The organism is Alkalilimnicola ehrlichii MLHE-1 (assembly GCF_000014785.1).
GTDB classification, from domain to species: domain Bacteria; phylum Pseudomonadota; class Gammaproteobacteria; order Nitrococcales; family Halorhodospiraceae; genus Alkalilimnicola; species Alkalilimnicola ehrlichii.
The window spans coordinates 2,155,977-2,178,944 of record NC_008340.1; the positions used below are offsets into that span (position 1 = coordinate 2,155,977).

At 67.7% G+C, this 22,968-nt stretch carries 21 protein-coding genes and 1 other RNA gene; 12 read left to right on the forward strand and 10 right to left on the reverse strand.

Translation table 11 applies throughout. The annotated features are described in order from the left end of the window. Positions 1 to 26: 26 nt before the first annotated feature. On the reverse strand, positions 27 to 2,204 hold the full coding sequence (locus tag MLG_RS09615) for a PepSY domain-containing protein (RefSeq protein WP_232209244.1): 2,178 nt from the start codon (positions 2,202 to 2,204) through the stop codon (positions 27 to 29). A 198-nt stretch (positions 2,205 to 2,402) separates the two neighbouring features. Next, the gene (locus MLG_RS09620) at positions 2,403 to 2,621 is read right to left on the reverse strand and encodes a hypothetical protein (RefSeq protein WP_011629631.1); all 219 of its coding nucleotides are present in this window, start codon (positions 2,619 to 2,621) and stop codon (positions 2,403 to 2,405) included. A 702-nt stretch (positions 2,622 to 3,323) separates the two neighbouring features. Between MLG_RS09620 and MLG_RS09625 the strand changes: the two genes are divergently transcribed. The 4 genes from MLG_RS09625 to MLG_RS09640 all read left to right on the forward strand — a co-directional run bounded on the left by MLG_RS09625 (position 3,324) and on the right by MLG_RS09640 (position 8,048). Next, positions 3,324 to 4,826: an FAD-linked oxidase C-terminal domain-containing protein gene (locus MLG_RS09625; RefSeq protein WP_011629632.1), complete on the forward strand. Its 1,503-nt coding sequence runs from the start codon at positions 3,324 to 3,326 to the stop codon at positions 4,824 to 4,826. Positions 4,827 to 4,838: 12 nt separating this feature from the next. Then, complete coding sequence (glcE, locus tag MLG_RS09630; RefSeq protein WP_011629633.1) at positions 4,839 to 5,903, forward strand: glycolate oxidase subunit GlcE; 1,065 nt, start codon at positions 4,839 to 4,841, stop codon at positions 5,901 to 5,903. A 7-nt stretch (positions 5,904 to 5,910) separates the two neighbouring features. Continuing rightward, a complete protein-coding gene (glcF, locus tag MLG_RS09635; RefSeq protein ID WP_011629634.1) occupies positions 5,911 to 7,125 on the forward strand; it encodes a glycolate oxidase subunit GlcF in 1,215 nt (404 codons plus the stop codon). A gap of 101 nt (positions 7,126 to 7,226) precedes the next feature. Then, positions 7,227 to 8,048, forward strand: coding sequence for a sulfurtransferase (locus tag MLG_RS09640; protein WP_011629635.1), 822 nt, complete (start codon positions 7,227 to 7,229; stop codon positions 8,046 to 8,048). A gap of 37 nt (positions 8,049 to 8,085) precedes the next feature. Here MLG_RS09640 and dapB read toward each other — a convergent pair whose 3' ends face one another. From dapB to hrcA, 5 genes are all read right to left on the reverse strand, one after another. Further along, a complete protein-coding gene (gene dapB / locus MLG_RS09645; RefSeq protein ID WP_011629636.1) occupies positions 8,086 to 8,889 on the reverse strand; it encodes a 4-hydroxy-tetrahydrodipicolinate reductase in 804 nt (267 codons plus the stop codon). Positions 8,890 to 8,891: 2 nt separating this feature from the next. Continuing rightward, positions 8,892 to 10,043, reverse strand: a complete 1,152-nt coding sequence (gene dnaJ, locus MLG_RS09650) for a molecular chaperone DnaJ (RefSeq protein WP_011629637.1) — start codon at positions 10,041 to 10,043, stop codon at positions 8,892 to 8,894. A gap of 105 nt (positions 10,044 to 10,148) precedes the next feature. Continuing rightward, on the reverse strand, positions 10,149 to 12,164 hold the full coding sequence (gene dnaK, locus MLG_RS09655; RefSeq protein ID WP_011629638.1) for a molecular chaperone DnaK: 2,016 nt from the start codon (positions 12,162 to 12,164) through the stop codon (positions 10,149 to 10,151). A 63-nt stretch (positions 12,165 to 12,227) separates the two neighbouring features. After that, positions 12,228 to 12,884, reverse strand: a complete 657-nt coding sequence (gene grpE, locus MLG_RS09660) for a nucleotide exchange factor GrpE (protein WP_011629639.1) — start codon at positions 12,882 to 12,884, stop codon at positions 12,228 to 12,230. A gap of 127 nt (positions 12,885 to 13,011) precedes the next feature. Continuing rightward, the gene (hrcA, locus tag MLG_RS09665; protein WP_011629640.1) at positions 13,012 to 14,064 is read right to left on the reverse strand and encodes a heat-inducible transcriptional repressor HrcA; all 1,053 of its coding nucleotides are present in this window, start codon (positions 14,062 to 14,064) and stop codon (positions 13,012 to 13,014) included. Positions 14,065 to 14,468: 404 nt separating this feature from the next. Between hrcA and MLG_RS09675 the strand changes: the two genes are divergently transcribed. Further along, a complete protein-coding gene (locus MLG_RS09675) occupies positions 14,469 to 15,362 on the forward strand; it encodes an NAD(+) kinase (protein ID WP_011629641.1) in 894 nt (297 codons plus the stop codon). 133 nt (positions 15,363 to 15,495) lie between these two features. Continuing rightward, positions 15,496 to 17,190 (forward strand): DNA repair protein RecN, encoded by a 1,695-nt coding sequence (gene recN, locus MLG_RS09680; protein WP_011629642.1) that lies wholly within the window; start codon positions 15,496 to 15,498, stop codon positions 17,188 to 17,190. An 18-nt stretch (positions 17,191 to 17,208) separates the two neighbouring features. Here recN and fur read toward each other — a convergent pair whose 3' ends face one another. Beyond that, entirely contained in the window at positions 17,209 to 17,631 is a 423-nt protein-coding gene (gene fur / locus MLG_RS09685; RefSeq protein ID WP_011629643.1) for a ferric iron uptake transcriptional regulator, read from the reverse strand. 94 nt (positions 17,632 to 17,725) lie between these two features. On the opposite strand from fur, the gene MLG_RS09690 reads away from it, so the two are divergent. After that, positions 17,726 to 18,079 carry an outer membrane protein assembly factor BamE gene (locus tag MLG_RS09690; protein ID WP_011629644.1) on the forward strand — a complete coding sequence of 118 codons (354 nt, stop codon included), beginning with the start codon at positions 17,726 to 17,728 and terminating at the stop codon, positions 18,077 to 18,079. Between the two features lie 7 nt (positions 18,080 to 18,086). Here the strand turns inward: MLG_RS09690 and MLG_RS09695 are convergent, their stop codons facing one another. Then, entirely contained in the window at positions 18,087 to 18,380 is a 294-nt protein-coding gene (locus MLG_RS09695; RefSeq protein ID WP_011629645.1) for an RnfH family protein, read from the reverse strand. Continuing rightward, complete coding sequence (locus MLG_RS09700) at positions 18,373 to 18,804, reverse strand: type II toxin-antitoxin system RatA family toxin (protein ID WP_011629646.1); 432 nt, start codon at positions 18,802 to 18,804, stop codon at positions 18,373 to 18,375. The genes MLG_RS09695 and MLG_RS09700 overlap by 8 nt, the downstream gene beginning before the upstream one ends. 122 nt (positions 18,805 to 18,926) lie before the next feature. On the opposite strand from MLG_RS09700, the gene smpB reads away from it, so the two are divergent. The 5 genes from smpB (at position 18,927) to MLG_RS09725 (ending at position 22,922) form a co-directional block, all read left to right on the forward strand. Further along, complete coding sequence (smpB, locus tag MLG_RS09705; RefSeq protein ID WP_041718532.1) at positions 18,927 to 19,400, forward strand: SsrA-binding protein SmpB; 474 nt, start codon at positions 18,927 to 18,929, stop codon at positions 19,398 to 19,400. Positions 19,401 to 19,451: 51 nt separating this feature from the next. Then, positions 19,452 to 19,810, forward strand: a transfer-messenger RNA (tmRNA) gene (gene ssrA, locus MLG_RS15180). A 379-nt stretch (positions 19,811 to 20,189) separates the two neighbouring features. Further along, on the forward strand, positions 20,190 to 20,627 hold the full coding sequence (locus MLG_RS09715; RefSeq protein ID WP_011629648.1) for a hypothetical protein: 438 nt from the start codon (positions 20,190 to 20,192) through the stop codon (positions 20,625 to 20,627). Between the two features lie 331 nt (positions 20,628 to 20,958). Next, the gene (locus MLG_RS09720) at positions 20,959 to 21,660 is read left to right on the forward strand and encodes a PEP-CTERM sorting domain-containing protein (protein WP_011629649.1); all 702 of its coding nucleotides are present in this window, start codon (positions 20,959 to 20,961) and stop codon (positions 21,658 to 21,660) included. Between the two features lie 2 nt (positions 21,661 to 21,662). Beyond that, entirely contained in the window at positions 21,663 to 22,922 is a 1,260-nt protein-coding gene (locus MLG_RS09725) for a class I SAM-dependent methyltransferase (protein ID WP_011629650.1), read from the forward strand. The last annotated feature ends 46 nt before the right edge of the window (positions 22,923 to 22,968 follow it).

The window sequence follows — 22,968 nt, forward strand, 5'->3', positions numbered from 1 at the left end:
GGGGCGCCCTATCTCAGCCCCCCGGATCAGTCGATCAAATCCAGGCGCAGTCGCCCCTCCGCCTCCCATTGGCGCAGGCGTTCACGCGCTTCGGGTGGAGCGAGACCCCGTTGCTCGACCAACACTCCAGTCAACGCCTCCCGCAACCCCCGGCCCAGGGTGCTCGCCTTGCCACAGGCGTAAAGCAGGGCATCGCGCCGCTCCAGCCAGTCCAGCAGCTCCGCCCCGGCCTCACGGATGCAGTCCGAGACGTAGCGCCCGTCATCCGCATCCCGCGAGAAGGCAGTATCGAGCCGATACAGGTGCCCCTCCTCCAGGCAGCGCTGCAGGCGCTCCCGGTAGAAGAAGTCCCCCGCCCGTTTTCGATTGCCGAAGAGCAGCCAGGCCGGCCCGGTACGGGGACGGTGAGCCTGTTCGGCCAGAAATCCCATAAACGGGGCGATGCCGCAACCCGCAGCCACCATGATCATTGGCCGGTCCGGCGACTCCGGCGGATGGAAGTGGGGATGACGGCGCAGGGTCATATCCAGCGGGGTCCCCACCGGCAGCTGCCGGCAGAGCAGTCCCGAGGCCTCGCCCGGGGTCCCGTCGTCCCGGGTCACCACGGCGACGGTCAACATCAGCCGCCGTGGGTCCGTCAACGGGGTACTGCCGATGGAGTAGGGACGGGCCGGCGCGCCCGGCGCGGGTCGCACCAGCAGCAAATCCCCGGGCCGGTAGTCCAGCGGCTCCGCGCACTCGAATACCAAGCTCCAGACTTCATTGGTATCGGGATCGGCCGGATCATTGAGCTGTTGGCGTTGCGCCAGGGTCAGCCGGACCGGTTGGTCGCCGCCGTCCGGCGCCTCCAGCTCGCCGAGGTCAGTACCGACAGCCCGGCCCACCCGGTCCATCCAGCCCCGCCACGGGCCGGCCGGATCACCATCCACCTTGACCAAGGGCAGGACCTCCTCCGCCCCGGAAGTCAGCAGGCGCTGACGCAACCGCTCGCCCGCCGCGCAGAATTGCCGGTAGGACGAGTCGCCCAGGGCCAACACGGCGAACCTGGCGCCACTCAACCGGCTGCCCGGGAGGGCATCGACAAAGCGGCGCGCGGCGTCAGGCACTTCGCCGTCACCGGTGGTGGAGATGATCAGCAGGACCTGCCGGAAACCCGGCAGCTCTTCCGGCCGAACCCCCGCCAGGGAGGCCTCCAGCACCCGCTCGCCGCCATCGCGTAGCGCCTTTGCCGTGGCCCGGGCCCAGCGTGCCGCGGTGCCCGTCTGGCTGCCGTAGGCCACCAGGATGTCGGCGGCGGGATCACCCTCGCGGCGCCGCGCCTGCCACTGCCGCCGCAGCCAGACCCAGGTCCCGCTCAGCAGCAGAAAGCCCAGCGCCAATGCGGCTATGCCGTTCAGTGCACCGGAGATGGCACCTGCCCACGTCCCCTGGTGCAGTGACTGGACCAGCCCGGGGTAGGCGGTGACCCGGGCCACTTCTCCCGGCGTCACCACGTAGGTCACCCGGTTGCCGGTGGCGTCCGCCCCCTGCAAGGCCACCGAAACCTGGGCAAAGCGCTCGGCTTCGTAAACGGCGACCAGGTCTCCCTGCTGTGCGGCACGCGCGATAGCGGCCGGGAGCGTCACTTGGGGCTGGTCACGGTCGAATTCCGGCAGCGCCGGGGTGCCCCATTGCAACGCCAGCAGGGCGCCGGTGGCCGTGACCAGAAAAATCAGTGGCAGGGTCAACCAGCCCAGCCCGGTGTGCCAGTCACTCAAGGTGTTGCGCAGCCGCGGCCAGGCCAGCCACGGCCCGGTCACGACGATAATCAGCAGGGCGTAGGTCACCCACTCCACCAACCCGTCCAGACCCAGTAGAAGGTCCTTGTGCAGGTGACGCACGGTGCGGAAGAAGGACTCACCTGTGGCCCGCTCCACACCGGCCTCTCCGGTGGTGAGGTCGAAGGGCACCACCCGGCGCTCACCGCGCTGGCTGAAGGTAAGCACCAGTACCCGGTCCGCCTCGAACCGCAACGCCCTCGCCCGCTGCCGCTGATCCAATCGGTCCAGCCAGGTCAGCGTCTCCGGGACCGCCACGGGCACGTCGGCATCGGGGCCGGCCACCCAGTCCTCGACCACCGGCTGCACCGCCAGCAGGCCGCCGGACACAATCAGCACCAGCAGCAGGGGAGCCAGCCCGATACTGAGCCACCGATGTAGCCACAACAGCCTCCGCTTCAAGGTTCCACCCCCTACCCGCTACCCAGGCCAAAATCCCGCCCTCGATATGGCAGCGGTTCAGGCGTCCAGCCTACCTTTTCCGCGCCAAGAGGGCGTTGATACAGCGCAACCAGCAGCGTGCGGCACACGGGGTCGGTCTTTCAGCGCCGCCCAGGGCAGGCGGTGTGAGCGATGCGGGCGGCCTCAGCGGCGCGGGGCGGGTTGAATCACCAGCCAGTCGTCCAGCAGGTCGGCAGGGAGGGTGCTCATGTTATAGCGCTCGGACAGCTGCGCCTTGACCTCCGCCAGGGCCTGAATCTGATCCTCCGCCTCCACGGTGAAGGTCTCCTCGGCCAGCTCGCCCAATGAGGCGCGGGCATCCTCCATGGCGCCCGGTTTGATATAGCAGTTCCAGCGGGACATCGGCGGTCCTCCCTTTCCAAATGGTCTAGACAGTATAGCGGAGCCCGGCCCCTCGTCGGGGGACGGTGGAGAGGGCCGTCGTCCGCTGTGGCGAGGGCCGAGAGGCCATGATTATGGTGTGGCAATGGACGGACATGGATTGCTTCGTCGCTTCGCTCCTCGCAATGACGGGGGTGGTGGCGGCCCACCGTCACTGAGGGATGGGCATCCCCCCACCGTCACTGCGAGGAGGCGAAGCCGACGTGGCAGTCTACCGCCCTGGATCGCCACGGGCCTGCGGCCCTCGCGATGACGGGGAGGGGGGCCTGCGGCCCTCGCGATGACGGGGAGGGGGCCTGCGGCCCTCGCGATGACGGGGAGGGGCTGGCTAGCCCTCTTGAAGAACTTGACTGTGCCGGAAGCGGAAAGTCGCCCCCACCGTCACTGCGAGGAGGCGAAGCCGACGCGGCAGTCTACCGCCCTGGATCGCCACGGGCCTTCGGCCCTCGCGATGACCGGGGGTGCCCCGTTCCTCGTTGATTCGGGCCCACGCAGCGGGGAGGGGGGCTCGCGATGACGGGGAGGGGGTCGGCGCCCCTCGTGATGACGGGTTATTCGGCGCGTACTTCCGCGAACGGGGCCCGGCCGATTCACAAGCGTGTGGCATTCCTGATAAATTGGTCAGACAATTAGACAACTGCCCACCGTTGAGAGACTCCGACCATGAGCGCGCACTCCGTATACCGCGAGGAGGACTGCCGCTTCGAGTACGATCGCGAGGACCTGATCGCCCGCCTGGGCGGGGTTCTGGACGACCCCGAAGCGCTGATCACCAACGAAGAGGCCCTACGGGCCTACGAGACCGACGGTCTGGCCGCTTACCGCCAGCTGCCGGTAGCAGCGGTCCTGCCGGACACGGTGGAGCAGGTGCAGGCCATCCTGCGCATCTGCCATGAGCTGGAGGTGCCGGTGGTGGCCCGTGGTGCGGGCACCAGCCTCTCCGCCGGCGCCCTGCCCCACCCCCAGGGTATTCTCCTCAGCCTGTCCCGCTTCAACCGCATTCTGGAGGTGGACGCCGAACGGCGCATTGCGCGGGTCCAGCCCGGGGTGCGCAACCTGGCGGTGTCCGAGGCCGCGGCCCCCTACGGGCTTTACTACGCCCCGGACCCCTCCTCGCAAATTGCCTGCAGCATCGGCGGCAACGTGGCGGAGAACGCCGGCGGGGTGCACTGCCTGAAGTATGGCCTGACCATCCACAACGTCCTCGAGGCCACCCTGATCACCATCGACGGCGATGTCATCAAGGTGGGCAGCGAGGCGCCGGACGCCCCCGGATACGACCTGCTGGCGGCGGTGATCGGCTCCGAGGGCATGCTCGGCGTGGTGGTGGAGGTGGCGGTCAAGCTGCTGCCCGAGCCGTTGACCAAGAAGGTGATGCTGGCCGCCTTCCCCACCGTCGAGGCCGGCGGCGAGGCGGTGGCCGGGATCATCGGCGACGGCATCATCCCCGGTGGCCTGGAGATGATGGACAACGCCGCCATCCGCGCCGCCGAGGACTTCGTCCACGCCGGCTACCCGGTGGATGCCGCCACCATCCTGATCTGCGAGCTGGACGGCAGTGAGGCGGAGGTGGCCGCCCAGTGCGACCGGGTGCGCAAGCTGATGGAGCGCTACGGGGCCACCGAAATCCGCATCGCCGAGACCCCCGAACAGGCGCAGCGCTTCTGGGCCGGGCGCAAGGCGGCCTTTCCCGCGGTGGGCCGTATCTCCCCCGACTACTACTGCATGGACGGCACCATCCCACGCAAGCACCTGGGCACGGTGCTCAAGCGCATGCAGGCCCTCTCCGAGCAGTACGGCCTGCGGGTGGTGAACGTCTTTCACGCCGGTGACGGCAACCTGCACCCGCTGGTGCTCTACGACGGCAACGTCCCGGGCGAGCTGGAACGCACCGAGGAGCTGGGCGGGCGCATCCTGGAGTTGTGTGTGGAGGTCGGCGGCACGGTCACCGGCGAGCACGGCGTGGGCATGGAGAAGCTCGACCAGATGTGCGTGCAGTTCAACAAGGCGGAGCGCGAGCAGTTCTTCGCCCTCAAGCGCGCCTTCGATCCCAAGGGGCTGCTCAACCCCGGCAAGGCCATCCCCACCCTGCACCGCTGCGCCGAGTTCGGCGCCATGCACGTGCACCACGGCGAACTGCCCTTCCCGGACATCGAGCGCTTCTGACAGGACGGACCCATGACCCACGAGAACGATCACAGCCAGGCCATTCGCGAGCGGGTGGCGGCCGCGGCCGGCAGCGGAACCGCGCTGGCCATCGAGGGCAGCGGCAGCAAGGGCTTCCTGGGCCGTGAGCCCCAGGGCGAGCCGCTGTCGCTGGCGGAACACACCGGCATCGTCAACTACGAACCCACCGAGCTGGTGCTCACCGCCCGCACCGGCACCCGGCTGGAAGAACTGGAACACATCCTCGCCGACGCCGGCCAGATGCTGCCCTTCGAACCGCCGCAGTTCGACGGCGGTGGCACGCTGGGTGGCGCCATAGCCAGCGGCCTGTCCGGCCCGGCCCGGCCCTTCGCCGGCTCGGCGCGTGACCTGGTCCTGGGCTGCCGGCTGGTCAACGGCCGCGGTGAGGACATGCACTTCGGTGGCGAGGTCATGAAGAACGTCGCCGGCTACGACATCTCCCGCCTGCAGACCGGGGCCATGGGCACCCTGGGCGTCCTGCTGGAGGTCTCGCTCAAGGTCCTGCCGCGGCCCGAGAAGGTGCTCGGGCTGACCCTGGAGTTGCCCCGCAACGAGGGCTTCCGGAACGTCATGGATTGGCAGGCCCGCGGTGCGCCGGTCACCGGCAGCGCCCACGACGGCCACCGGCTACACCTGCGCCTGTCCGGGTCCGCCCTGGGGGTGAACGCCTCACGCAAGATGATCGGCGGCGAGGAGGAGGACCTGGCCTTCTGGCAGGATCTGCGCGACCACCGGCTGCCCTGGTTTGCCCGCCAGACCCTGCTCTGGCGGGTGGCCCTGCCACCGGGGCGCACCCTGCCCGAGGGCTTCCTGGGCAACGCCCTGCTGGACTGGAACGGCCAGCAGGTATGGATTGGCGGTGAACAGGACTTCGGGGCCCTGCAGCAGGCGGCGCGGACGGCAGGCGGCCATGCCCGCCTGTTCCGCGGCGGCGATCGCCGGGGCGAGGTGCTGCCCGACGGCGGCCCCGTCTTCCGGCGTCTGCACCGCAACATCAAGCAGGCCTTCGACCCCGAGGGCATCCTCAACCCGGGCCGACTCTACGCTGACCTCTGAGGCCGCCATGCAGACCCATATCGCCGATTCCATCAAAGACACCGACGCCGGCCGTGAGGCCGAGCGCATCCTGCGCACCTGTACCCACTGTGGCTTCTGCCTGGCCACCTGCCCCACCTATCAGGAGCTGGGCAACGAGCTGGACAGCCCCCGGGGCCGGATCTACCTGATCAAACAGGTGCTGGAGGGCCACGAGCCCAGCGCCGAGACCCAGCTCCACCTGGACCGCTGCCTGACCTGCCGGGCCTGCGAGAGCACCTGCCCGTCCGGTGTCCAGTACAGCAAACTCGCCGACATCGGCCGCGAGCTGGTGGAGGAGCAGGTGCCGCGCAGCAACCAGCGGCTGCTGCGTGCATTCATTCGCACCGTGGTCCCCAACCGGACCCTGTTCTCCACCCTGATGGGGCTGGGGCAGGCGGTGCGCCCGCTGGTTCCCGGCGTGTTGCGTAACAAACTGCCGGCCAAGGCGTCGGCCCCCGCCTGGCCGCCGGCCCCTGCCCAGCCCCAGCGCCGGGTGTTGCTGCTGGAGGGCTGCGCCCAACCGGCCATGACCCCCGCCACCAACCCGGAGACCGTCCGGCTGCTGGGCGAGGCGGGCATCGAAGTGGTGCGCACGCCCAAGGCCGGCTGCTGCGGCGCGCTGCACCAGCACCTGGGGGATCCGCAGGCCGCCCACGGCTACATCAAGCACAACATCGACACCTGGTGGCCGGAGATCGAAAACGGCGCCGACGCCATCGTGGTCAACGCCAGCGGCTGCGGCGCCCAGGTGAAAGAGTACGGCTACTTCCTGCGCAACGATCCGGACTATGCGGATAAGGCCGCCGAGGTGGCCCGTCTGGCCTGCGACCCGGTGGAGCTGCTGGAAGGGTTGGGCGACCGCCTGGCGCCGAGGCCCGACGCACCCCGGCGGATCGCCTTCCAGTGCCCCTGCACCCTGCAACACGGCCAGAAGATGCCGGGGCGGGTGGAGGCCCTGCTGCGCAAGGCCGGTTTCGAGCTGACTCCGGTCGGCGAGCCGCACCTGTGCTGCGGCTCCGCCGGCAGCTACTCGATCCTGCAGCCGGCGCTGGCCAAGCGGCTGCGCCGGCGCAAACTGAACAACATCGAGCCGGGGCGGCCGGAGATGATCGTCACCGCCAATGTGGGTTGCCAGACCCACCTGGGTGAGGAGGCCACGGTCCCGGTCCGCCACTGGGTAGAGCTGCTGACGGTGCGCTGAGCCGGACGCCGGCCGGTGGCAGATGCCCGACCCGGCCGGTAGACTACCGGACTGGCCCCCCCGGGCCCAACACAGTCACGAGCCAGCAAGAGGGACCCCGAATGGCCGAAGCACTACCCCTGGTCCTGGAACCCGCCCGCCTCCAGGAGGCGTTGGCACAACGGGACGGCCTGCTGGTGGTCGATCTCAGCGACGGCAACGACTACCGGGAGGCCCACATCCCCGGGGCCGTGCATCTGGACTTCCCCCACCTGCTGCGCCAGGTCCCGCCGGCAATGGGCCTGCTGCCCGACCTGCGGACCCTGTCCGCGGTGCTCTCCGGGATCGGGCTCACCCCCGAGACCCACGTGGTGGCCTGCGACCGCAACGGCGGCGGCCGCGCCGGACGACTGATCTGGACCCTGGACCTGCTTGGCCACCCGCACCGCGCCTGGCTCAATGGCGGCGTCACCGCCTGGGCGGGCGAGGGTCGGCCGCTGGAGGGGGGTGTGGTCACGCCCCGGCACAGCGACTACCGGGCGGAACTCCGCCACCCGGAGTACCGCGCCGACTGCGCCTGGGTGCTGGCGCACCTGGACTCGCCCTCAGTGGCGGTGCTGGACTCGCGCTCGGCGCCGGAATACCGCGGCGAGGACGTGCGCGCCATGCGGGGCGGCCACATCCCGGGAGCGGCGAACCTGGACTGGCTGGAGACCATGGACCGGGGCAACCACCTCAAGCTGCTGCCGGACGAGCGCCTGCGGGCAATGCTCGCCGAGCGCGGCATTCAGCCGGAGCAGGAGGTGGTGACCCACTGCCAGACCCACCACCGCTCCTCCCACGCCTACGTGATGCTGCGCCACCTCGGCTTCGACAGGGTGCGGGGCTACGATGGCTCCTGGTCGGAATGGGGCAATCGCACGGACACCCCGGTAGAGAAGTGATCAGGGCCCCGGCGGCCGGCGCCGGGGCCCGTGCCGGTCACAGACCCAGCACGTCCTGCATGTCGTAGCGGCCCGGCTCGCGGCCCGCCACCCACTGGGCGGCGCGCACGGCCCCGGCGGCGAAGGTCATGCGGTTGGAGGCCCGGTGGGTGATCTCGATGCGCTCACCGGCGCCGGCATAGAGCACGGTGTGCTCACCCACGATATCGCCGGCACGAATGGTCTCGAAACCGATGGTCTGTCGGTCGCGCTCACCGGTGCGACCCTCCCGGCCATACACCGCGCACTGTTTCAAATCACGACCCAGGGTGTCCGCCACCCGCTGGCCCAGCGCCAGCGCGGTACCGGACGGGGCATCCACCTTGTGCCGGTGGTGGGCCTCGATGATCTCGATATCCACGCTGTCACCCAGCGCCCGCGCCGCCAGCTCGGCGAGCTTCAGCGTCAGGTTGACCCCGGTGCTGTAGTTGGGGGCAAAGACCAGCGGGATCTCCCCGGCCGCGGCGTCCAGGGCGGCGAGCTGTGCCTCCCCCAGTCCGGTGGTCCCTATGACCAGGGCCGTGCCGGTGGTCCGGCAGGCCTGGAGCACCCCCCCAGTGGCCTCCGGCAGGGTGAAGTCGATCAGCACATCGGCGGCAGCGAGCGCCGCCTCCAGATCGTCCCCCACGGCAAGGCCCAGGCGCCCGATCCCCGCCAGCTCGCCGGCATCGGCGCCCACAAAGTCACTGCCCGGCCGGTCCACCGCGGCGACCAGTTCGGCCCCGTCCGCCTCCCCGACCGCCTCGATCAACATGCGGCCCATGCGGCCGGCCGCGCCCACGATCGCGATACGTGTGGTCATGATCAGAGCTTCCAGTCCTCGAAGAATTTGCGCGCCTTGTCCAGCCAGGAGCTGGTCCGCGGGGTGTGCTTGTCGCCGGTGTCATCCATGGTGCGGCCAAACTCCTCCAGCAGCTCCTTCTGCTTTTTGGTGAGGTTGACCGGGGTCTCCACGTGCACCCGGCAGAGCAAGTCGCCCTGCGGACCGCCGCGCACCGGCTTCACCCCCTTGCCGCGCACCCGGAAGACCTTGCCCGACTGGGCGCCGGCGGGGATGCGCAGGTTGACGCGCCCGTCCAGGGTCGGCACCTCCACCTCACCGCCGAGGGCGGCCTTGGTGATACTGATGGGCACCTCGCAGCGCAGATTGGCCCCGTCGCGCTGGAAGAACTCGTGCTCACGCACCATGATCTGCACGTACAGATCGCCGGGCGGACCGCCATTCTCACCGGGCTCGCCCTCGCCGGACAGGCGGATCCGGTCGCCGGTATCCACCCCGGCCGGCACCCGTACGGAGAGCGTTTTCTGCGACTGCACTCGCCCGCGCCCGCCACACTTACGGCACGGGTCGGTGATAACCGAACCACTGCCGCCACAGCGCGGGCAGGTCTGCTGCACGGAGAAGAAGCCCTGCTGGATACGGACATCACCGTGGCCCTTACAGGTGGGGCAGGTCTCGGGCTGGCTGCCCTCCTTGGTGCCCTTGCCGTCACAGGCGTCACAGACCTCCTGGGTGGGCACCCGGATCTGCACCTCGGTGCCGCGCACCGCGTCCTCCAGCGACAGCTCCAGGTTGTAGCGCAGGTCCGCGCCACGGAAGACGCGCCGGCCCCCGCCGCCACGGCGACCGCCGCCCCCGAAGATGTCGCCGAAGACGTCGGAGAAGATATCGGCGAAATCCGGCCCGCCCGGGCCACCCGGCCCCCCGGCGCCCCCCATGCCGGCGGAGGGGTCCACACCGGCGTGACCGAACTGGTCGTAGGCGGCCCGCTTCTGCGGGTCGGACAAAATCTCGTAGGCCTCTTTGGCCTCCTTGAAGCGGGCCTCCGCCTCCTTGTCACCCGGATTGCGGTCCGGGTGATACTTCATGGCCATGCGGCGGTAGGCCTTTTTGATCTCTGAATCCGAGGCGTTGCGGGCAACGCCCAGGGCTTCGTAGTAATCGCTTTTGGACATGATGCAGGTTCCAGGCTTTCAGGATGGACCTCAACGGCGAAGGCGCAGGCCGGTGAGGATACCGGCCTGCGCCCCGTCCGTCAGCTCTCGACGCCAAGCGCCGGCTTACTTGCGGTCCTTGTCCTCGTCCTGATCCTTGACCTCCTCGAACTCCGCGTCGACCACGTCGTCCTCGGACTTGCCGCTGCCACCGGCCTGCTGCTGCTCGCCGCCGGCCGCCTGCTCCGCGGCCTCCTCGCCACCCTGGGCGGCGTACATCTTCTCGGCCAGCTTGCCGGAGCGCTCGGCCAGCTGCTGGGTCTTAGCCTCGATGGCCTCCTTGTCATCGCCCTTCATGGCCTCTTCCAGCTCCTTGATCGCCTCCTCGATGGACTGCTTCTCGCCGGAGTCGATCTTGTCGCCGAACTCGCTCAGCGACTTGTTGGTGGCATGGATCATGTTATCGGCCTGGTTGCGGGCCTCCACCAACTCGCGCGCCTTGCGGTCCTCCTCGGCGTGGGCCTCGGCGTCCTTGACCATGTTCTCGATCTCCTCCTCGGACAGACCGGAGGAGGCCTTGATGACGATCTTGTTCTCCTTGCCGGTGGCCTTGTCCTTGGCGGAGACGTGCAGGATGCCGTTGGCGTCGATGTCGAAGGTGACCTCGATCTGCGGCACGCCGCGCGGTGCCGGCGGGATGTCGGTCAGGTCGAAGCGGCCCAGGCTCTTGTTGTCCTTGGCCATCTCGCGCTCACCCTGGAGCACGTGCACCGTCACCGCCCCCTGGTTGTCCTCGGCCGTGGAGAAGGTCTGCGAGGCCTTGGTCGGGATGGTGGTGTTCTTCTCGATCAGCTTGGTCATCACCCCGCCCAGGGTCTCGATGCCCAGGGAGAGCGGGGTGACATCCAGCAGCAGCACGTCCTTGACGTCACCGCCCAGCACACCGCCCTGGATGGCGGCACCCACGGCCACGGCCTCGTCCGGGTTGACGTCCTTGCGCGGCTCCTTGCCGAAGAACTGGGTGACGGCCTCCTGGACCTTGGGCATGCGGGTCTGGCCGCCCACCAGGATCACCTCGTCCACATCGCTGGCGGACAGGCCGGCATCCTTCAGGGCCACCTTGCAGGGCTCGATGGTGCGCTTGATCAGGCCCTCGACCAGCGACTCCAGCTTGGCCCGGGTGAGCTTGATGGCCAGGTGCTTCGGGCCGGCCTGATCGGCCGTGATGTAGGGCAGATTCACTTCGGTCTGCTGGGCCGACGAGAGCTCAATCTTGGCCTTCTCAGCGGCCTCCTTGAGGCGCTGCATGGCCAGGCGGTCGCCGCCCAGGTCGATGCCCTGGTCCTTCTTGAACTCGGCGATCAGGTAGTCGATGACCGCCCGGTCGAAGTCCTCGCCGCCCAGGAAGGTGTCACCGTTGGTGGCCAGCACCTCGAACTGGTGCTCGCCGTCCACCTCGGCGATCTCGATGATGGAGATGTCGAAGGTGCCGCCGCCCAGGTCGTAGACGGCCACCTTGCGATCGCCGCCCTTCTTGTCCAGACCGTAGGCCAGGGCCGCCGCGGTGGGCTCGTTGATGATGCGCTTGACCTCCAGCCCGGCGATCTTACCGGCGTCCTTGGTGGCCTGGCGCTGAGAGTCGTTGAAGTAGGCCGGGACAGTGATGACCGCCTCGGTGACGGTCTCGCCCAGGTAGTCCTCGGCGGTCTTTTTCATCTTCTGCAGGGTGCGGGCGGAGATCTCCGGCGGCGCCATCTTCTTGCCGCGCACCTCCACCCAGGCGTCCCCGTTATCGGCCTTGACGATCTTGTAGGGCATCTCGCGCACGTCGCGCTGCACCACGTCCTCTTCGAAGCGGCGGCCGATCAGGCGCTTCACCGCAAACACGGTGTTTTCCGGGTTGGTCACCGCCTGGCGCTTGGCCGGCGCGCCGGTGAGCACCTCGCCGTCTTCGGCGAAGGCCACCACCGAGGGGGTGGTGCGATCGCCCTCGCTGTTCTCGATGACCCGGGTGCTGCCACCGTCCATGACGGCCACGCAGGAGTTGGTGGTGCCCAGGTCGATGCCGATGATCTTACTCATAAAATGCTCCTGAATGCTGTTGTCCGTGGACCCTGCCCCGGCGCGGCGCCGGGCTGCCATTCGCTGTCTGCCCCTTTACATGGGGCCGCGCCCGGGCATTTCAAGGGCGCGCTTGCCATTCGTTCAGGCCTGTTCGTCGATGGAGCCGGACGGGGGCGGCTCCGGGGCCTTCTGCGAAACCACCACCATCGCCGGGCGCAGCACCCGGTCGTGCAGGGCATAGCCCTTCTGCATGACGTTGAGCACGGTGTTGGGCTCATGCTCGTGGGAGGGTTGGGCGGCCACCGCCTCGTGGTGCTCGGGGTTGAAGCGCTCGCCCTGGGGGTCGATCTCCTGGACATTGAACCGCTCCAGCACTTGGCTGAGCATCTTCAGGGTCAGCTCCGAGCCCTCCAGCAGCTTCTGCGGGTCGGCGCCCTCCTCCTTCGCGGCCTTGACGCCCATCTCCAGGCTGTCCTTCACCCCCAGCAGGTCCCCGGCGATCTTCTCCACCGCATACTTGCGGGCCTTCTCCACATCGGCCTGGGCCCGGCGTTGGATGTTCTGCATCTCCGCCCGCGCCCGCAGGCACTCGTTCCAGTTCTCCTCGGCCCGGGCCCGCGCCTCCTCCAGCGCCTGCTGGAGCTCGGTCAGTTCGTCACCGGAGTCACCGGAAGCGGACTCGGCGCCATCCTCGGCTGCCTGCGCCTCCGGCGCCTGTCCGGCCTCGGCGGACTCCGCCTCCGAATGCGCCTTGTCCTCGGACTGCTGGCGTTCCGCCTCTCGCTGCTTATCGCTCATGCTTGATCTCCGCGGATTTCTGGTGATGTGTTCGGCCAATAGGGCCCGACCCGGGGCGACGCCGCCCGGGCGGCCCGGGCGCCCCCGCCACAGCCCGGGGGCGCGGTCTGGTGAAGCATATGGGGACTCAGCGGGTCTGATTCAAGGCCGCGCCGAGCAATTGGGCGGTCATGTCCACAATGGGGATGACCCGTTGGTAGGCCATGCGGGTGGGGCCGATGACGCCCAACACGCCCACCGGCTGCCCCTCCATGGCATACCGGGCGGTGACCAGGCTGCAGCCGTCGAAGACCCGATACCCGGCCTCCCGGCCGATGAAGATCTGCACCCCCTCGGCCGACAGGCAGCGGTCCAGCAGGTGCAGCATGTCGCGCTTCTCGTTGAAGGCGCGGAAGAGCTCCCGCAGCTTGTCCAGGTCGGAGAGTTCAGAGAGCGCCATCAGGTTGGTCTCCCCGGCCACCACGCAGTCCTCACCGGTCTCCTCGTCGTTGAAGACCTTCTCGCCCATCTCGAAGGCGGTCTGCATCAACTGGTCCATGCGCTCGCGATCCTCGCGCATGGCCTCCACCAGCGACTGACGGACCCGCTGGACGTCCCAGCCGGAAAACTGGGCGTTGAGGTAGTTGCTGAGGGTGCGCAGCTCCGACTCCTGGTAGGGCCGGTCGGTCTCGATCACCCGGTTCTCGACATCACTCTCGTTGAGCACCACGATGGCCAGCACCCGGTTGCCCGACAACGGCAGAAACTCCACGTGCCGCAGCGCGCGCAGGTCCTGGCGCGGCAGGGTCACCACACCGGCATAGCGGGTCAGCCCGCTGAGCAGATGGGAGGCCGAGCCCAGCAGTTCATCGGTGCGGCCGCCCGCCTCCAACCGCAGCTCCAGCGCGTCGAACTGATCGGTGTCCCACGACCGGGCGCTGAGCAGGGTGTCCACGAAGAACCGGTAGCCCTTGTCGGTGGGCTGACGGCCCGCCGAGGTGTGCGGCGAGCAGACATAGCCCAGCTCCTCGAGCTCGGCCATCACGTTGCGCACGGTGGCGGAGCTGACCGACAACCCGGAGGCCTTGACCAGGCTGCGCGAGCCCACCGGCCGGCCGTCACTGATATAGCACTGCACCAGGGTACGCAGCAGGTGCTGCGCCCGGGGGCTCAGCTCGGTTGTCTCTCGTGACTGGCTCATAGGCTCATTGTACCCGCGCCACCCCACGCTTACAGCCTCTTGAAGAACTGGGTGCGGGGGAGGGGGGCAGGCCACCCCCCCCACCGTCACTGCGAGGAGGGCTACTTCCCCACCGTCACTGCGAGGAGGCGAAGCCGACGTGGCAGTCTACCGCTCTGGATCGCCACGGGCCTTCGGCCCTCGCGATGACGGGGAGGAGGTGGGCGGCCCTCGCGATGACGGGGAGGAGGTGAGCGGCCCTCGCGATGACGGGGAGGAGGTGAGCGGCCCTCGCGATGACGGGGGTACGCCGTTCTTCCTTGATTCGGGCCCGCGCAGCCGGGGGGGTGAGGCTCGCGACGCCGGATGGGCTCACCGTCGCAGGATTGGCGGCATCCGGCCGGCGTGATAACTTTGCGCGCACAATGAATAACCCGACACCGCACTTCCCCGTCGTCGCGATCACCGGCAAACCGGACGACCCCAGCGTCACTGAAACGGTGGGCAGCCTGGTGGCGTTGCTGCAGCGACACGGACGGGAAATCATCCTGGACAAACAGTCCACCGGCCGCCTGGGCCTGGACGGCCTGCCCAGCGTCGATCGCAACGAACTGGGCACCCGAGCCGATCTGGTGATCTCGGTGGGCGGCGATGGCACGCTGCTCAACACCGCCCGCTCCCTGGTCCAACACGATATCGCCATCCTCGGCGTCAACCGGGGTCGCCTCGGCTTTCTGGTGGATGTCTCCCCCAGCCGGCTGGAGGCGGAGCTGGAGGCTGTGTTGAGCGGCCACTTCGTCCGCGACGATCGCACCCTGCTGCAGGCCGAATCCGTTGGCAGCGACGGGGTTCATGGCAGCGGCCTGGCCCTCAACGACGTGGTGCTGCACCGCTGGAATACGTCGCGGATGATCGACTTCCGGACCTATATCAACGGCGAACTGCTCAACAACCACCGCTCCGACGGCCTGATCATCTCCACCCCCACCGGCTCCACCGCCTACGCCATGGCCAGCGGCGGGCCGATCACCCACCCCGGGGTGGACGCCATGGTGCTGGTCCCGATCTGCCCGCACACTCTCAGCAACCGGCCGCTGGTCATCCCCGGCAACAGCGTGGTGGAGATCGAGCTCAACGAGACCGGCACCGAGCACCTGCGGGTAAGCTGTGACAGCCAGGACGAGCTACGGCTGGCGGAAGGGGACCGTATCCGCATCCGCCAGCATCCGCAGCAGGCCCACCTGATCCACCCGCCGAGCCACGGTTACTTCGAGATCCTGCGCGCCAAGCTGCGCTGGGGCGACACCAACCTGCGCTAGCCACGCCGAGCGCGCGGCAGTGGCAGTTGCACCGCAGCCACGGCGGGCACAGAATCGGGCCTTTGGCCCGCGCGCCGCGATCGGGCGCGGGCCGGCGTGGACCACCCCACCGGCCAGGGAGTGCTGCCTGACCATGCTCAGCCACATCGATATCCGCGACTTCGCCATCGTCGACCAGCTCGAACTGGACTTCGGCGCCGGGATGAACGTGCTCACCGGCGAGACCGGGGCGGGCAAATCCATCCTGCTCGACGCTCTGGGGCTCTGCCTGGGCGACCGCGCCGACAGCGGCACCGTCCGCCCCGGGGCCAAGCGGGCGGACCTCAGCGTCAGCTTCCGGCTCGCCCCCGACAGCCCCGTGCACGACTGGCTGGCCGAGCACGACCTGGATGAGGACGGCGACTGCATCCTCCGTCGCACCATCCAGGAGAGCGGCCGCACCCGCGGCTACATCAACGGCCGCCCCGCCCCGCTCAACCTGCTCAAGGCCCTGGGCGAGCAACTGGTCGACATCCACGGCCAGCACGCCCACCAGCTGCTGCTGCGCCGCCACGTCCAGCGCCGGATCCTGGACGAGCACGCCGACGAGGGCGGCGCCCTGGAACGGGTCCGCTCGCTCCACCAGCAGCTGCGTGCGGTGGACGAGGAGCTGCGCGCCTTGGAGGGCGACCGGGAGAGCCACGAGGACCGCCTGGCGCTGCTGCGCTACCAAGTGGACGAGCTGGCCGCACTGGAGCTGACGGTGGAGGGCATCGAGGCGCTGGAGCAGGAACAGAAGCGCCTGGCCAATGCCGGCGCCCTGATTCAGATGGCACAGCAGATCCTCGACCCGCTCTACGACGACGAGCAGTCCGCGCAGGCCGCCCTGGGCCGCGCCAGCCGCGAACTGGACGGCCACGCCGGGCTGGACCCGGCCCTGGACGAGGCCCGGGAGCTGTTCGGCAACGCCCTGGTGCAACTTGAGGAGGGCTGCGATGCCCTGCGCCGGTTCGCCGACAACCTGGAGCTGGACCCGGAGCGCCTGGCCTGGGCCGAGGAGCGACTGGGCCAACTGAGCGACCTGGCGCGCAAGCACCGCTGCCGTCCGGAGGCCCTCCCCGAGCGGCTCGAGGCCCTGCAGGCGGAGCTCGCAGAGCTGGAGGGGGCCGGGGAGCGGGTCCAGGCCCTGCGCGAGCAGCGCGCGGCCCTGCATCGCGACTACCGGGAGGCCGCCGCCACGCTCAGTGAGCAACGCCAGGCCCACGCCCGGGCCCTGGAGCAGCGGGTGGCCGGGCTGCTGGAGGAGCTGAGCATGGGCGGGGCCGAGCTCCAGATCCAGGTGGCCTTCGACGCCGAGGCCGAGCCCACCCCGCACGGGCTGGATCAGGTGGAGTTTCTGGTCCGCACCAACCCTGGCCAAGCCTTCGGGCCGCTGGCCAAGGTGGCCTCCGGCGGCGAGCTGTCACGGTTGGGGCTGGCCCTGCAGGTCGCCAGCACCAAGGGCACCGGCGCCCCCACCCTGACCCTGGTCTTCGACGAGGCGGACAGCGGGATCGGCGGTGCCGTGGCCGAGGTGGTCGGGCGCCTGCTGGCCTCGCTGGGCCAACGCTACCAGGTGCTGTGCATCACCCACCTGCCCCAGGTGGCCGCCCAGGCCGGGTGCCACTTTCAGGTCAGCAAGCACAGCGAACGGGACCGGACCCGCACCCGGGTCACCCCGCTCACCGGCGAGCAGCGGATTCAGGAAGTGGCCCGAATGCTGGGCGGCGTGGAGATCAGTGATAACACCCTGGCCTCGGCCCGGGAGATGCTGGAACGCGGCGCCGGCAGGCGCCGGGAGACCGCCTGAGGCGCAGCAGCCGCCCCCTCAGTTGCCCTTCTGCTCACGGCATTTGCCGCAGATCCCGTACAGGATCAGGGCATGGTCACGCAGCTCGAAGCCGTGCTGCATGGCCACTTCGCGCTGACGGATCTCGATCAGGTAATCGATAAACTCCTCGATGTGGCCGCATTCCACACAGATCAGGTGGTCGTGGTGGCCACCGTCATCGAGTTCGAAGACCGACTGGTTGCCTTCAAAGTTGTGGCGCGTCACGATGCCCGCCGTCTCGAACTGGGTCAGCACCCGGTAGACGGTCGCCAGACCGATGTCCTCGCCCGCCTCGAGGAGGGCCTTGTAGACATCTTCGGCCGACATGTGACCCTCCCGGTTGCGCTCCAGGATCTCGAGGATCTTCACCCGGGGCAACGTGACCTTCAGGCCGGCTTTGCGCAGATTGTTGGACTCCAAGGTTTCCCCCGTTCAGGCTGTGCCACAACTGCATGGATACGCTAACATCTGCCCCACCAACGACGGCCCCCACCGAAGAGGGCGTGAGAGACCTATGGGCAAACGCAGATTATTCGCATTATACATCACTACCACACTCTTCCTGACCGGCTGCGCACAGGTGGACCGCATTCCGTTCACCTACCAACGCGACGCCCAGCAAGGCAACATTATGACTCAGGAGATGGTGGATGAGTTGCGCGTCGGCATGTCGCAGCAGCAGGTCCGCACCATCATGGGCCCGCCGGCGGTGGTCGACCCCTTTCGCACCGACCGCTGGGACTATGTCTACACCATGCGGCCCGGGGGCGGCAGTATGGAGAAAAAGCGCATGACCCTGCGCTTCGAGGACGGCCGCCTGGTGGACATCAGCGGCGACCTGCGCCCCTCCCACTGGGAGGAGAGCTAAGCGGCGCTCACTCCGCCTTGCCCGCCGCCCGACGGCGGCGGGATTCCTTCGGGTCCGCCTGCAGCGGCCGGTAGATCTCCACCCGGTCGTAGGGCCGCAGCACATCCGAGCGCTTGCGCAGCTTGCCGAACACCCCCACCTTGTTGACCCCGTCCAGGTCGATATCGGGGAAGCGCTGCAGGACGCCGGAGCGCTCGATGGCCTCCTCTACCGTAGCCCCCTCCGGCACCTCGACGGTCAGCAACACCTGCTCGTCCGGCTCGGCGTAGGCCACCTCCACGGTCATCATCTGCTCAGCCATAAACCTGCTCCGCGCGGGTGACAAAGGCGTCCACCAGTCGGTTGGCCACTTGGGTGAACACCCGCCCGAAGGCCATGCTCACCAACCGGTTGGCGAACTCAAACTCCAGGTCCAGCACCACCTTTGAGGCCTCATCGTCCAGGCGCTGGAACCGCCAATAGCCGTCCAGGCGCTGGAAGGGGCCCTCGACAAGGCGGATCTCGATCATCTTGCCGTACTGGCGGCGGTTAATGGTGGTAAAGCCCTTTTCCAGACCCCCCTTGGAGATGACCACCCGCCCCTTGACGTGGTCGCTGTCCCGCTCCAGCACCTCACTGTGCGAGCACCAGGGGAGGAACTCCTTGTACCGGTCGACATCGTCCACCAGTTCGAACATCGCTTCTGCGGAGTACGGCACCAGGGCCGTGCGGGAAATACTCGCCATGTATCAGCCCATCCTCGGTTTGGACGCAGACCCGGAATTGTCCGCGAGCGGGCCTAGGTTCCGCAAGGCTTCCCGTGGATGCGGCTGGCCCTCGTGCCCTCACAGGCCTTACAATGCGCGCCGTGAGCAAGAAAAAGAAGACACCGGAAAACGTCATCGCGCTGAACCGCAAGGCGCGCTTCGAGTTCCACATCGAAGAGACAATGGAGGCGGGCCTGGCGCTGGAGGGCTGGGAGGTCAAAAGCCTCCGGGCCGGCCGCGTGAACCTGCAGGAGGCCTACGTGCTCATCCGACGGGGTGAGGCGTGGCTGATCGGCTGCACCATCACGCCGCTGCCCACCGCCTCCACCCACATCAAGCCCGATCCGACGCGCACCCGGCGGCTGCTGCTGCACAAAAAAGAGATCGCGCGGCTCACCGGTGCCGCAGACCGCGAGGGCTACACCGTGGTGCCCCTGGACCTGCACTGGAAGCGCGGCAAGGCCAAGCTGAGCATCGGCCTGGCCAAGGGCAAGAAGAAGCACGACAAGCGCGCCGATCAGAAGGAGCAGGACTGGCAGCGCCAGAAACAGCGGCTGATGAAGCACAAAGTCTAGGCTTTATCCGGAACTCCTCACCGGCTACACTGTCTGAACAGATAACACACAGGGGGCGACTTGGATTCGACGCGGGTCGTGAAGCCTGAGGTGCATGCCGAGGATGCAGCTCAACCTCGTAAAACCTGCTGCCAACTTAAACATAGTTGCCAACGACGAAAACTACGCTCTGGCGGCGTAAACCCCGCCAGCCGCATTTGATCCAGTGCTTGTGCTGATCAAATCGCGGTCGTAGCTCACAAGCTAGCCACAGGGCGCGGTCCCGAGCCCTGTGGCGAATCTCAAGGGACTCGCTGTCGGCAACCTTGCCTACCGGGGTGTCGGCAGTTAAATCAAAGGGTGGGGCTAAGCATGTAGACCCGAAGGTCGATCATCCGCGGACGCGGGTTCGATTCCCGCCGCCTCCACCATACAATGCGATACAAATCAGGCAGTTACGGAAACGTAGCTGCTTTTTTTTGCCTGCATTTGGGCTGTTTAGACGCCGGAATGACAGCATTATGCCAGCTTCCCTGGTGCGCCCACCGCCCCTGACCTAAGCTTGACCATGACGGTCAAGGCGCCAGAGGAGACACGCATGGCCGGCCATGATGCGCAGCCGCAACGGGAGGAGAACGAGCGCCTCACCCGCGAGGTGGAGCGGCTCGAGGCGGAACTCTCCCGGATGCGCCAGGTCCATGACGACCTCTGGGCCCACGAGGTCTACCTCAAGGCCCGCTCGAAGATGTTCGGCGGCCTCCTCGCCCTCACCGCGGTCCTCGGCGCCCTCGGCCTCGGCACCCTGAACGCGTGTGGTACAGCAGTATCGACAAATACATCGAGACCCAGGCTCGCGAGCATCTGCGGGGCCAGCTCGACGCCTTGCTCCGGGAGGAACTGGACCGCTCGATGATCGAGGCACGTAGCGCCATCGATGCCGAGGCAGGCCAGCACGTGCGCGAGGCGCGTGTCGACCTCACCCAGACCGCGCTCCAGATCCGGGCGGACGAGCGGGGCCAGCCCATTCCCTGCACCGAGTTCCCGGATTTGCGTATCGCCCCGCCCGTAGGCGACAACCGCAACCACGCCCTCGTGGTGGACGGCCCGCTGCCCCTCGCCGAGGCCCAGGCTCTCCGCGCCCGCAACTACGGCTTTCGCGACGACACCTTCCTCTGGCCGGCGAGGCGGGCGTACTTCAAAGCAACGTGGCCACAGGCCTTTTATTGCCGTAGCCAGGAGTCCATGTGAGCGCTGCGGAGTGAGAGGGGAGAAGCCATGAGGCCGCGCGCCTTCATGAGATGGCTGACTGTAGCCCGCTGCGCTTAGCTTTCTCTTCCAAGCAGGGTGTCGATTGCTACCGGGAATCCCCTGTCCTTTTGTCAGCAACCTTTACAGACCGGGCCAGCCAGCACCTGACGTGCCCCAACCTCTCCATCCAACCCTATGTCATAGAGGGAAAAACACCCAGTGTGGCGCGTTTATTGCTATGCAAAAAACAAGGATTTGCGTGACCAGACCTAAAGGGGGGCGATGGAAAAGCGGCCGCCCTATCGAAAAACATGGCGTCGAGGTGCACTGAATGCATGATTCAAGGGAAAATCGGTTCCGGACCACCCGCCTGTCGGCGGTGGCTTTGGGGGGCGCGGCCACCTTGGGGGCCACGGGGAGCGCGACAGCCGGGCTGATCACCAGCGGCCAGATTGATCAGGTGTTGAGCTTCTACAGCGATCCCTTTGCGATCAACCCCTTCGGTCGTGATGAGCCGGACTTCTTCATCACCACCCGTAAGAGCGATACCTATGACGACTCCAAGCAGGGGACGTTAGCGGCAAAAATGGCCTCGAAGTACGCCTTCGAGGTGGAAACCACCGGTGGCAACAGTATCCACTATCCTGGGTCGTCTGTGGGCCAACTCCCCGAAGGCGCCCTTGTCGACGATGCGCTGGACTGGCTGAACAGCGATTCCCAGCTAAGGGCCCGAACCTCCCACTGGCCCGATGGCTCCTCCGGCTATGTGGGCCTGCTCTCGCTGATCGATGACCAGAGTTACTACGGCTGGATGGAGGTTTCCATTCAGGATGAGGGCGATTTCATTACCGTTCACCAATGGGCGTTCAATGACAGCCCCGATGCCTCGCTGCAGACCGGCGATATCGGTACCACCGCGATCCCGGAGCCCTCGTCACTGCTGCTGTTCGCAGGGGGCGCAGCCGCCTGGTGGCTGGGTAGCCTGGCGGTGCGCCTCAGCAGCCGGCGCGTTCAGGCCACCACGGCCCGCTGACCATGCCGGAGCAAAGGGACCGGCATGGCGAACTCCGCCAGCGGTATGAGTCGGTCCCTTATGCCGACGGCATTTTCCCTCAACTCCACCCTGTCCGCCTGGCACCGTTGGCCCGGCTGCACGGGCATGCCACCGTGCCCAACCCCGCCACCGCGACGATTCTGGATCTGGGCTGCGGTGCCGCCGGCAACCTGATCGAGATCGCTGCAGACCTGCCCGATGCCCGGTGTCTCGGTATTGACCTGGCGGAGTCTCATATCGGGCAAGGACAGCGGCACATTCGGGCCAGAGGGTTGGACAATATCGAATTGCGGCAGGGCGATCTGTGTGAACTGGACCTCGGAGCTGTCAAGTTTGACTACATACTCGCCCACGGCCTTCTGTCGTGGGTGCCCGATGGGGTCAAGGAACGCATCTTCCAGCTTTGCCGTGGTCATCTCGCGGCTGACGGGGTGGCCCTGATCAGTTACAACACCTACCCGGGTTGGAGTTTCCGCGAAAACCTCCGCCAACTGCTGCAGCTTCACCTGAGTGCGGTGAGCGACCCCCGGCAGGTGCGCCAAGGTGCCGATGACATCCTGGGCCGGTTGCAACGGGCACTGGGTGACGCCGAACACCCCCACGCCCCCCTGCTGCACCACGAGATAAAGCATTTGCAGCAAAGCACAACCAACGCCCTGTTCCATGATGACCTGGACACTGTCAACGACCCCTGCTTTTTCCTCCAGTTCATTGCCTGGGCCGCGGAGCACGAGCTGGACTACGTCGGGGATGTCGATCTGTCCCGCGGTTGGCCAACCCTGCAGTCACCGCAGGCACGGGAGGCATTGCTGGACGGGAGCCTGGCGCCATTGATGGCGGAACAATACCTGGACTACGTGGTGAACCGGCGCTTCCGGCACTCCCTGCTGATCACGCAACGCAGCGAGCCGTTACGGCCCAGCATCGACATATTTCAGGGCCACTACCTGCGCGGGCGGATCAAGCCACAAGTCATCCTGCATGCGCCGGGCGCGCGTCTGACCTTCGAGGGCGTTACCGGCCACCAGATCACCAGCGATAACGGCCCGGCACAAGCCCTGCTGGCGACCCTGGCGGAGACCACCGAATGGCAGCCGTTAGAAGAGATCCTGGCCACCGCCGCTAAGCTCGAACCCGCGATCACCGCCGACCCGGAAACACGCCCCCACATCTACCGCAGCCTCGTCGAATGCTGGGCCCGGGAGATGGTCGACGTGGCCAGCGACATACCGAGATATTGACTTCCCAGGACCGGCCGGGCAACGAACCGGTTGTCCTCCTGCGCTG

Bases quoted from the DNA above. Each gene is read 5' to 3' on its own strand.
- MLG_RS09620 (WP_011629631.1), bottom strand. From the start codon at position 2,621: ATGTCCCGCTGGAACTGCTATATCAAACCGGGCGCCATGGAGGATGCC.
- MLG_RS09625 (WP_011629632.1), top strand. From the start codon at position 3,324: ATGAGCGCGCACTCCGTATACCGCGAGGAGGACTGCCGCTTCGAGTAC.
- glcE (WP_011629633.1), top strand. From the start codon at position 4,839: ATGACCCACGAGAACGATCACAGCCAGGCCATTCGCGAGCGGGTGGCG.
- glcF (WP_011629634.1), top strand. From the start codon at position 5,911: ATGCAGACCCATATCGCCGATTCCATCAAAGACACCGACGCCGGCCGT.
- MLG_RS09640 (WP_011629635.1), top strand. From the start codon at position 7,227: ATGGCCGAAGCACTACCCCTGGTCCTGGAACCCGCCCGCCTCCAGGAG.
- dapB (WP_011629636.1), bottom strand. From the start codon at position 8,889: ATGACCACACGTATCGCGATCGTGGGCGCGGCCGGCCGCATGGGCCGC.
- dnaJ (WP_011629637.1), bottom strand. From the start codon at position 10,043: ATGTCCAAAAGCGATTACTACGAAGCCCTGGGCGTTGCCCGCAACGCC.
- dnaK (WP_011629638.1), bottom strand. From the start codon at position 12,164: ATGGCAGCCCGGCGCCGCGCCGGGGCAGGGTCCACGGACAACAGCATT.
- grpE (WP_011629639.1), bottom strand. From the start codon at position 12,884: ATGAGCGATAAGCAGCGAGAGGCGGAACGCCAGCAGTCCGAGGACAAG.
- hrcA (WP_011629640.1), bottom strand. From the start codon at position 14,064: ATGAGCCAGTCACGAGAGACAACCGAGCTGAGCCCCCGGGCGCAGCAC.
- MLG_RS09675 (WP_011629641.1), top strand. From the start codon at position 14,469: ATGAATAACCCGACACCGCACTTCCCCGTCGTCGCGATCACCGGCAAA.
- recN (WP_011629642.1), top strand. From the start codon at position 15,496: ATGCTCAGCCACATCGATATCCGCGACTTCGCCATCGTCGACCAGCTC.
- MLG_RS09690 (WP_011629644.1), top strand. From the start codon at position 17,726: ATGGGCAAACGCAGATTATTCGCATTATACATCACTACCACACTCTTC.
- MLG_RS09695 (WP_011629645.1), bottom strand. From the start codon at position 18,380: ATGGCTGAGCAGATGATGACCGTGGAGGTGGCCTACGCCGAGCCGGAC.
- MLG_RS09700 (WP_011629646.1), bottom strand. From the start codon at position 18,804: ATGGCGAGTATTTCCCGCACGGCCCTGGTGCCGTACTCCGCAGAAGCG.
- MLG_RS09720 (WP_011629649.1), top strand. From the start codon at position 20,959: ATGCATGATTCAAGGGAAAATCGGTTCCGGACCACCCGCCTGTCGGCG.
- MLG_RS09725 (WP_011629650.1), top strand. From the start codon at position 21,663: ATGCCGGAGCAAAGGGACCGGCATGGCGAACTCCGCCAGCGGTATGAG.